Raw genomic sequence first — 8,679 nt, 5'->3', positions numbered from 1 at the left:
ATACTATGTTGTAGTTGAGTTGTTATTTGGTAGGGGTTTAAAACACACCCACCCCCCCCCCCCCCCCCCCCCCCCCCCCCCCCCCGCCCCCCCCCCCCCCCCCCCCCCCCCCCCCGCGGGTCTTTGCCGCTTCGCAGCAAAATAATAATTGACTGCCCGTACCTAACGGCACGGGACGGAGCTCTTCGACGGTCGGCACGTATCAAGAACCTTTTTGGGCGCTCCATACCAACGGGATGGCTACCATGTCTGCAGAGCTACCGCTCTGCCGGGAGAAACTGTGGACATGGTGAAGACGGGGCCGCCGCCTACCGCCGGCGGCTGCAGGGCTAGCGCCCTGCCGGCAGAAACCATGAACATGGTGGAGACGGAGCCGCCGCCTACCGCCGGCGGCTGCAGGGCTAGCGCCCTGCCGGTCAAAACCATGGACGTGGTAGGTACGGGAAGGCCGCCGCCTACCGCCGGCGGCTGCAGGGCTAGCGCCCTGCCGGTGGAAACTGTGGACATGGAAGACGGGAGGCCGCCGCGTGCCGCCGGCGTCCGCAGGGCGCTCAGGCCCCCTGCCGGTCAAAACCATGGACGTGGTAGGTACGGGAAGGCCGCCGCCTACCGCCGGCGGCTGCAGGGCTAGCGCCCTGCCGGTTGCAAATGTGAAGTGAGTAGTGCTGCCGGAGAACGGACGGGCAGACGCCGCGAAAGGAGGGATTTCAGTTCCGTTCATATGGTTCCTACCAGTCAACAACATTGCCTGTAACAATCAATTTATATGGAGGTGCTCATTATGTATACATCGAAACAGGCGAAGCGCGTGCAAGCGGAACAGGGCGTTCTTGGCTCCATGCTCATTGACCCCAATTGCGTTCCGAACGTTCTGAACAAATTGAGTCCTGATGACTTCTCCATCCAGCGGAACCGGGAGATATTCCTGAGTATCCGGTCTCTAAGTCAGCAGGCCACTTCGGTGGACGCCGTGACGGTACTCCACAATCTCCGAGAGATGGGCCACTGGGACGAGCCGTCCGCCCGCTCCTATCTCCACCAGATGATGTTGGAGACACCCTCCTCGGCGGAAGTGGACCGGTACATCGCCACACTGCTATCGCCGCTTGAGGAGCCGTCCGGCGATTTCCACGGCAAGGCGGGAAACGGCGAGCCGAGCGGCGGAAAGCCGCCTCCCAATCCGCGCCCGCCGACATGATGGTAAATCAACCACCCAGCCTGGGCTGGAGCGCACTGTCCAGTTTCAGGTCCACATGGCTTCCAGGAGCGGCCGCGTGTTCTCGCCGGCGGTCTCTCCATAAAAATGTTGTGCCGGTCGGGAACAAACCCGACGGAAGCCACCGTGCCGGCCGTGGGCGAGGGCGTGCCGGCACACCACAATCAACATCAGCCTTTCACAAGCCGTAAGCATCATCGGAATTATTTCAGTACCATTCCACTTTGATCAACAAAACTATAATGGAGGTAATTACCATGAACGTAAATGCAACTCATCAAGTCAGTTCCAACAGCCGCTCCCAGAAGGCCGAAAGCTCCCTTCGCCCGAAATATCTTGGCGCGTGGGGCACGCTTACAGGCGCGCTGAGTGCCAATCCGCTCGCCTATCCCAACCGAGATGGCTCCCGCACCTACCTGTTCCGGATGAACGTGGAGTCCCGGACCGGAAACCTCAACAACGACCAACTGAATCATACTGCAACGTTGGTCGCTTATGTCCCGAAGAGGAAAACCGACTGTTACTCCGCCCTGCGCAAAGGGGACCGCATTACGGTCCGCTATGTGGTCCAGACAAGCTACTATTTGGACAAAGAGGGCTGTCCCACACAGAAAACCTGTCTCAGCGCGAGGAGCGTCCATCTCCTCAGCAAGAAAGCTTCCCCCGCGCCGAGACAGGTCCGGCCCTTCCGGCCGGACCGCCAGAACTCCGCTCTGGAAAGGGGGTGAGTTTACCATGACTGTGACGGTACATCCAATCCCCCTGTCCGAGCGAATCAAGACCGCAAAACGCGGCAGGGTCAGCCAGTCTGAATACTGCCCCTGTGTGATTCAGCAATGGGGAAACACACCCATCAAGGCGTTTTTCGGCCGCTCCACCAAATGGAAAACGCTCTTTGGCCACCTTGGACTGGAGCTGACGCAAAACCCGACCTATCAGGAGGTCGCCGCCATGATTGACCCGAACGACGAGGAATTCACGACGGAGCTCCTTCTGCTGGCCAGTCCCATATGGGACGCGAAGAAAGGAGATACAAAAACATGAACCACGAAGAAACAGAAAAAAGACGGCTGGTTCCTCTTGAGGAACGCCTGCAGCTTGCCCGAGGCACATATTCCTTTCCTGTGGCCGTTGGTCTGTACGATATGAACTTTTTCGACGCAATCGGCGAAATAACAGGAGAAACGGAAAAATACGACCAGGTCTATCAGTCGCATATCCGCAAATATGGAAGTAGCGCTCAGGAGCGCAAGGACGTAATTGACCTTGTCATACAGGCGGAGCAGCTTGTTGACGAGGAGCAGAAACAGCTCCTATATTGGACGCTTGTCGAACCATTTGCCGCAATCAAAAAAGCACAGGAACAAAACAAAGAAAGGAAGGAATAAATTATGCATTATATGCGATTTTCACCCCGGATTCTCCGGGAAACCAGCCAGGGGTCGGACTGCATCAGCCCCGAGGACATCATGTTTCAGCACCGGGAAATCTGGTTATCCGGGGAGATTGACCGTGATACCGCTGATTCCATTAACAGCCAGCTGCTTTATCTGGCCGCCGATTCCCCGGACAAAGAAATCACAATCTATATCAACAGCCCCGGCGGACAGGTGAATCCGGGACTTGCCATCTACGATGTCATGCAGGCAATCCCATGCAGCATCCGGACGGTATGTGTGGGTACGGCAGCCAGTATGGCGGCGCTCCTCTTCTCCGCCGGAAATCGCCGGGAAATCCTGCAGCATGGCGAAATCCTGATTCACGACCCGCTGGTGCCCCGCGGAGTCTCCGGCAGTGCACTGGAAGTCCAGGAAAAGAGTTCACGCCTGATGGGTGTCCGCAAAATTATCTGCAGCATTCTTGCCAAGCATACCGGCAAGACTTTGAAGCAGATTTATCAGGTAAGCCGCAAGGACACCTGGTTCGAGGCTGAGAAGGCCGTCGAATTCGGCCTGGCAGACGCTGTCATCGACAGCCTGATACCAAAAGAAAACGAAGAAAGGGGTTATTAACATGAATCACAACAGTTTCCGCATTCTGGCGGAAGGCATTTCCGTCAACAACAACACCTGGGAGACCGGACTGGCCAACAACGACCTCATTATCGGGCCTACCGGAAGTGGAAAAACCCGCAGCTATGTCCTGCCAAATCTGCTGGATACCCAGGAATCCTTCATTGTGACGGATACCAAAGGAAGCCTTTGCAAGCAGGTGGCCCCTCTGCTGGAGCGGAGGGGCTTCCAGGTCATGGAACTGGATTTCACGGACCTGTTCCACTCCCCGTGTGGATATAACCCCTTTCGCTTTATCCGATGGGATGAAACGCGGGGTTGCTACCACGAACAGGATATCCTGACCATTTCGGCAGCGCTGGTCCCCATCGACGATCCCCGTCAGCCTTTCTGGGAGCTCATCACCCGGAACATGATGGAGGCGCTGGTGGCCTATACGCTGGAGTGCCTGCCCCCGGAGGAACAAAATCTAACCAGTGTCACCCGCCTGTTTGATGAGGTGGGAACGCCACAGGTATTGGACACCCTCATGCTGGAGCTGTCTGGCCTGAATCCAACCAGCTTTGCCGCCAGTCGCTGGAGACGGTTCCAGCTCTGCCAGAAAGCCGATAAAATGTACGGCTCCATTCTGGGCATTCTTTCTCAGAAACTCTCCAGTTTTGGTTTCAGCGGAGCAGAGAAACTGTTCCTGAACCCCCGGCAACTGGATTTTGCTGAGATATCCCGCCGTAAGACAGCGGTATTTGTGAAAGTGAGTGACTGCGACTTTTCCCTCACTCCCCTGACCTCGCTGTTTTACACCCAGGCCCTTCAGACGCTGATTGCGGAGGCAGATAGCCGTCCGGACAACCGGCTCCAAATTCCGGTGCGGCTCTACCTGGACGACTTCGCCAACCTAAATATTCCCGACTTCGACAAGATCATTTCTGTCATCCGCAGCCGGGAAATCAGCGTCAGCGCGGTGCTCCAAAGTGTCACGCAGTTGGAAAGCTGTTATGGCCACTCCAAAGCCATGACCATCATCGACAACTGCGATCATCTGCTGTACCTGGGCGGTCAAAGTCTGGAAACCGCACGTTTCATTGGAAACAAGGCCAACAAGCCTGAGTGGGGGATTTTGAACATGCCCCTGGGCAAAGCATGGCTCTTTGAGCGGGGAAGTACTCCCAGAGCTGTTCGGAAATACGACCTGAAACAGCATCCGCTCTACCACCAGCTCGCAGAACATACGATGACATACCCGGTGCTATTGGACCAATTCGATTCGTACGACGAGCAGGGCATGCCCTTTGGGAACTGAATGGAGGATTGCCATGATACACTATCCGCTTTTGACCGCTCTCTACGGGCGGGGGGGCGCCACATGGACTGGCGCCCCTCTGTCCTGGCTGCGGGTCGAGGCAAAGGGAGAACGGCTGTTTATTTCCGGTATGACACCTTTGGTGGATGACGGAGAACGTTTTATTCAGGACGGCTCCGCATACAGTTACATCCTGGAGGGAGAGGACGCAGAAAAACTGCTGGCCTCCCTCTCCAAAAATTCCGCGAAAAAACCGGAAACTATCATCGCTGAGATGTTTGAATTTTCCCGCCCCAACTCTACCCTGAAGGAGTATCTTGACGATTTGGGAATCCACTGCGAATATCATTGTTCAAGAGGTGAGATATTATAATTCACGTATATACAGGAAAACAGCACCGCCGGGTACTCCGGAGGTGCTGTTTTTTTATCCGATAGGGTGTTGACGGAGTACAAGACCAGAGGGAACTCCCGGTGGTTATTCCCCTCGCCTAAATTAGAAGCTCAGTAATCAGTGAACGGGACAGACAGAATCAGAGGCTCTTTTGTAATTCGTAGAATATCTCCCCTGTTAAACTACTCAACTTTCATCATACGATATCCAACACCAATGTGCGTCTGAATATACTGCGGGGAGCCCGGTCCTTTTTCCAGCTTCTTACGCAGCGTTGCCATAAACACGCGAAGCGAGGCAACATCATTTTCCCAGCTCCGGCCCCAGATCTGTTGTGTGATGAAGGTGTGGGTCAGTACTTTTCCCACATTTTTGCACAGCAGGCACAGCAGCTTATACTCACTTGGGGTCAGGTGGAGTTCCTGCCCATCCAAAAATGCACATCCTGCCGCATAGTCCACTTTCAGCTTGCCGTTTGTAAAAACCGCTTCTGCATTGGCTGCGTCAGCCTGAAGCGCGGTTAACCGCCTCTGTGTCACGCGAAGCCGTGCCAGTAATTCTTCCACCGAAAAAGGCTTTGTCAAGTAATCATCTGCACCGGCATCCAGTGCATCGATCTTATCCGTATCTTCACTCCGGGCACTGATCACAATGATGGGTAAATTCGACCAGGAGCGGACTTTGTGAATGACCTCCACCCCGTCCATATCCGGCAGCCCCAGATCCAGCAAAATAATATCTGGATTATGGGAGGAGGCTTCCAAAACCGCCGATTCCCCGTTCGCCGCGGTCAGAAAGCGGTAATCATGTGCTTTTAGCGTAGTAGCAATCAGGTTGCGTACCGGTGTATCGTCTTCAACCACTAAAATTAATGGTTTATTCATGCAGTTCTACCTCCCCTGCTGGGACAGAAAATGTAAAAATGGAACCATGGGGGAAATGATCCGTTACGACAATTTCTCCTCCATGTGCGTTGATAATCGATTTACACAGTGCCAATCCCAGCCCCATGCTACGGCGGCTGTCGGCAATTTGATTGGAGGCGCTGTAAAACATATCAAAAATATGAGGTTTGGCCTCGTCCGGAATCCCAGGGCCGTTATCGGCCATGGAAACATAAATAAAGTTTCCTCGTTTCTGCCACCCAATGTCAATTTGAGATCCTGGCGGCGTATACTTGATGGCATTGTCCACAATATTGATAATGACCTGAATGATCAGCTTGGCGTCCACCTGAGCCAGGAGATAATCTTCCCTGTTTTCCACATGCAAGTGGTACTCTGCGCTCTTCCGGTTAATATGCCGCAGAGCTTCCGCAACAATCTCATCCATCAGTTCTGTGGATACATGTAGGTTCATCCGCCCCTCTTCCAGGCGGCTGACCGATAACAAATTTTCCACCAGATTAATGAGCCACATGGCATCATCATAAATATCGGTATACATCTGCTTTTTCGTCTTGGGATCAAACAGGTCCCCGTTAGAGAGCAGATTGTTGGCATTTCCGGAAATGGAGGTGAGGGGCGTGCGCAGATCGTGGGAAATGGAGCGCAGCAAATTGGCGCGAAGCTGTTCATTTTTTGCCAATACGGCAGCCGCTTCTTTTTCCTCCAGGTTTTTTTGATTTTCAAGGGCAAGCGCACACTCTCCCAGAACCGAAAAGAGGATACTTGTCTCGAAGGAATCCAGTGGCTTATCCGATGCGGCAATCCCCACAACCCCATATACCTGCTTACCGGTCCGGACCGACAGATACATACAGCAGGCGTCCGAAAGGGTTTCTGTTCCCGCTCCCGCACGTTTATTGTTTGTAAGGACCCACTGTGCCACTTCCCGTTCCTTCTGCGTGGTGTAGCGGTCAGCGGACTTGGCTTCATCCAATAGAAATACTTCCGGGCCCATCCATTTTTCTTGTTTCACCCGGTATGCAACGATATCCCGCTGAAATATTTTCAGCAGCTGCCTTGCCGTAACCGAAATAATTTCTTCCTGATTGCGTGCCTTTTGAAGGCTCTGGTCCGTTTCAAACAGAAGCTTGGTGCGCCACGCCACTTGGGCAGAGCGCTTGGCATGAGACTTTAGTCTCGAGGCCAGGGATCCAGTAATCAGCGAAGCAAGAAACATCACCAGAAAGGTAACCGGGTATCCGCTGTCATAAGCGTGCAGAGAAAATCTGGGCTCTGTAAAAAAGAAATTAAAGGTCAGCACGCCGACAATGGATGCTATAAAACTGCAGACGGAGCTTTTGGTGGATACGGACACTAACATCACGCCTAAAATATAGAGGGTAATAATATTGGCCTCCGTAAATCCCCAGTAGTAAAACAAAAATCCCACTACCGTACTTAAAATCAGAATGGACACGCTTTTCAACAGATCCATCACGGATACGGCCTGCATGTGCATAATCTCCCAATGCCGGGCGGAAAAATGCTTGTTTGATCCATTGTCCGGAATGATATGGATATCCAATTCCGGAGTAAGCTCAATCAGCCGCTCGGTTAAGGATGCCTTTCCCAGCCAGGAGCGCGGCATACCGCTGCGGCCCAGCACGATCTTTGTCACCCCTGACAAGCGGGAAAACTCCGCAATCTGGTAGGCCACATCATCTCCATAAACCGTCTCAACCGATGCGCCCAGCTGCTGGGCCAGATGGACATTGGCCTGAAGCCGCTCTTTATCCGCCTGCGTGATCCACTGAAACTCTTTTGTTTCCACAAACAGCGCCGTAAAGCCGCAGCGAAACGCCCCTGCCATCCGGGCGGCTGTCCGGATAATTTTCTCATTGGACGGCGCGGAGGAAAGGCACACCAGAATATGTTCATGGGTGCGGTACCCTGTTTGGGTGTGATTGACCTGGGTGTATAAAGCTGCCCGGTCCGCGCAGCGGCGCAGCCCCACTTCCCGAAGGGCGCTTAATTGGGAGAACGAGCAGCCGGAAAGCAAGGCTCTCTTCTTTTGCCGCAGCAGCCGCTGCTGCAGCCGTTCCGGCTCAATATCAATAAACTCCACCTGGGCCGCCCGGTCAAACACATGATCCGGAATACGCTCCAACATCGGGCCGTTCAAGATGGAAAACACCGAATCTTGAATGCTCTCGATGTGTTGGATATCCAGCGTGGTATAGACGTCCACCCCCGCTTTCAGCAGCTCCTCGATGTCCTGATAGCGTTTTCTGTGGCGGGAATTGTCGGCATTTCTGTGGGAGAGATCGTCCACCAAAACGAGCTGCGGCCGCCGTTTCAAGCAGGCATCCAGGTTCCTGTCGTCGTCCGACTGCCCATTTGTCAGCACTCTTTCATCGGACACACACTCAAAGTCTGCTGCTAATGCTTGGGTGTCCGGCCACGGCTCTGAGGGACTCAGGCCAATCACCACATCGACTCCAGCCGCTTTGGCCCTTTCCGCCGCCTTCAGCATATCTATCATCATTAAGACTCCCTTCTCGATTGGACATAACTCTATTTTTTCTTTGCGTGATGTACTTTCACCATTACTTGAAGCCCTTTATACATACCCATTACCAGCACAAACAAGCCAGTTGTGCTTCCTGCAATTATCAAACGAAACAACATATATTCTTCCATACCATTTGTCTCCCTTTCAAAGTGAAAATGATTGAACAAATATCTACCTGTTTTGCGTTTGCGAATTCCAGTCAAACGGAGCGCCCGTTCCGGAGGAACGGTGCGCCCATTCCAACGCAAACGGCGTAGCCGTTCCATTCCAAACGGCGTGAAGCGCCGTCCATCCGTTC

11 protein-coding genes are annotated in these 8,679 nt (G+C 53.7%); 7 read left to right on the top strand and 4 right to left on the bottom strand.

Translation table 11 applies throughout. From position 1 onward, the window contains the following. Positions 1 to 240: 240 nt before the first annotated feature. A complete protein-coding gene (locus ACTQ3R_RS15965) occupies positions 241 to 507 on the bottom strand; it encodes a hypothetical protein (protein WP_441780160.1) in 267 nt (88 codons plus the stop codon). Positions 508 to 781: 274 nt separating this feature from the next. Between ACTQ3R_RS15965 and ACTQ3R_RS15960 the strand changes: the two genes are divergently transcribed. The 7 genes from ACTQ3R_RS15960 to ACTQ3R_RS15930 all read left to right on the top strand — a co-directional run bounded on the left by ACTQ3R_RS15960 (position 782) and on the right by ACTQ3R_RS15930 (position 4,901). Next, a complete protein-coding gene (locus ACTQ3R_RS15960) occupies positions 782 to 1,198 on the top strand; it encodes a DnaB-like helicase N-terminal domain-containing protein (RefSeq protein WP_441780161.1) in 417 nt (138 codons plus the stop codon). 275 nt (positions 1,199 to 1,473) lie between these two features. Beyond that, positions 1,474 to 1,944, top strand: a complete 471-nt coding sequence (locus ACTQ3R_RS15955) for a hypothetical protein (protein ID WP_441780162.1) — start codon at positions 1,474 to 1,476, stop codon at positions 1,942 to 1,944. 7 nt (positions 1,945 to 1,951) lie between these two features. Then, on the top strand, positions 1,952 to 2,260 hold the full coding sequence (locus ACTQ3R_RS15950; RefSeq protein WP_441780163.1) for a hypothetical protein: 309 nt from the start codon (positions 1,952 to 1,954) through the stop codon (positions 2,258 to 2,260). Next, positions 2,257 to 2,604: a hypothetical protein gene (locus ACTQ3R_RS15945; protein ID WP_441780164.1), complete on the top strand. Its 348-nt coding sequence runs from the start codon at positions 2,257 to 2,259 to the stop codon at positions 2,602 to 2,604. The genes ACTQ3R_RS15950 and ACTQ3R_RS15945 overlap by 4 nt, the downstream gene beginning before the upstream one ends. Before the next feature lie 3 nt (positions 2,605 to 2,607). Further along, positions 2,608 to 3,228: a ClpP family protease gene (locus ACTQ3R_RS15940; RefSeq protein WP_441780165.1), complete on the top strand. Its 621-nt coding sequence runs from the start codon at positions 2,608 to 2,610 to the stop codon at positions 3,226 to 3,228. Position 3,229: 1 nt separating this feature from the next. Further along, entirely contained in the window at positions 3,230 to 4,528 is a 1,299-nt protein-coding gene (locus tag ACTQ3R_RS15935) for a VirD4-like conjugal transfer protein, CD1115 family (RefSeq protein ID WP_441780166.1), read from the top strand. Between the two features lie 13 nt (positions 4,529 to 4,541). Then, a complete protein-coding gene (locus ACTQ3R_RS15930; RefSeq protein ID WP_441780167.1) occupies positions 4,542 to 4,901 on the top strand; it encodes a hypothetical protein in 360 nt (119 codons plus the stop codon). Between the two features lie 203 nt (positions 4,902 to 5,104). Here the strand turns inward: ACTQ3R_RS15930 and ACTQ3R_RS15925 are convergent, their stop codons facing one another. The 3 genes from ACTQ3R_RS15925 to ACTQ3R_RS15915 form a co-directional block, all read right to left on the bottom strand. Further along, a complete protein-coding gene (locus ACTQ3R_RS15925; RefSeq protein ID WP_441780168.1) occupies positions 5,105 to 5,806 on the bottom strand; it encodes a response regulator in 702 nt (233 codons plus the stop codon). Then, positions 5,799 to 8,354 (bottom strand): DUF4118 domain-containing protein, encoded by a 2,556-nt coding sequence (locus ACTQ3R_RS15920; protein ID WP_441780169.1) that lies wholly within the window; start codon positions 8,352 to 8,354, stop codon positions 5,799 to 5,801. The genes ACTQ3R_RS15925 and ACTQ3R_RS15920 overlap by 8 nt, the downstream gene beginning before the upstream one ends. A 29-nt stretch (positions 8,355 to 8,383) precedes the next feature. Further along, on the bottom strand, positions 8,384 to 8,679 hold a 296-nt coding region (locus ACTQ3R_RS15915), incomplete at its 5' end, for a hypothetical protein (RefSeq protein WP_441780170.1).

Source organism: Lawsonibacter sp. LCP25S3_E2, from assembly GCF_052117285.1.
Lineage (GTDB): Bacteria > Bacillota > Clostridia > Oscillospirales > Oscillospiraceae > Lawsonibacter.
This window is presented reverse-complemented; position numbering and strand designations above follow the sequence as displayed.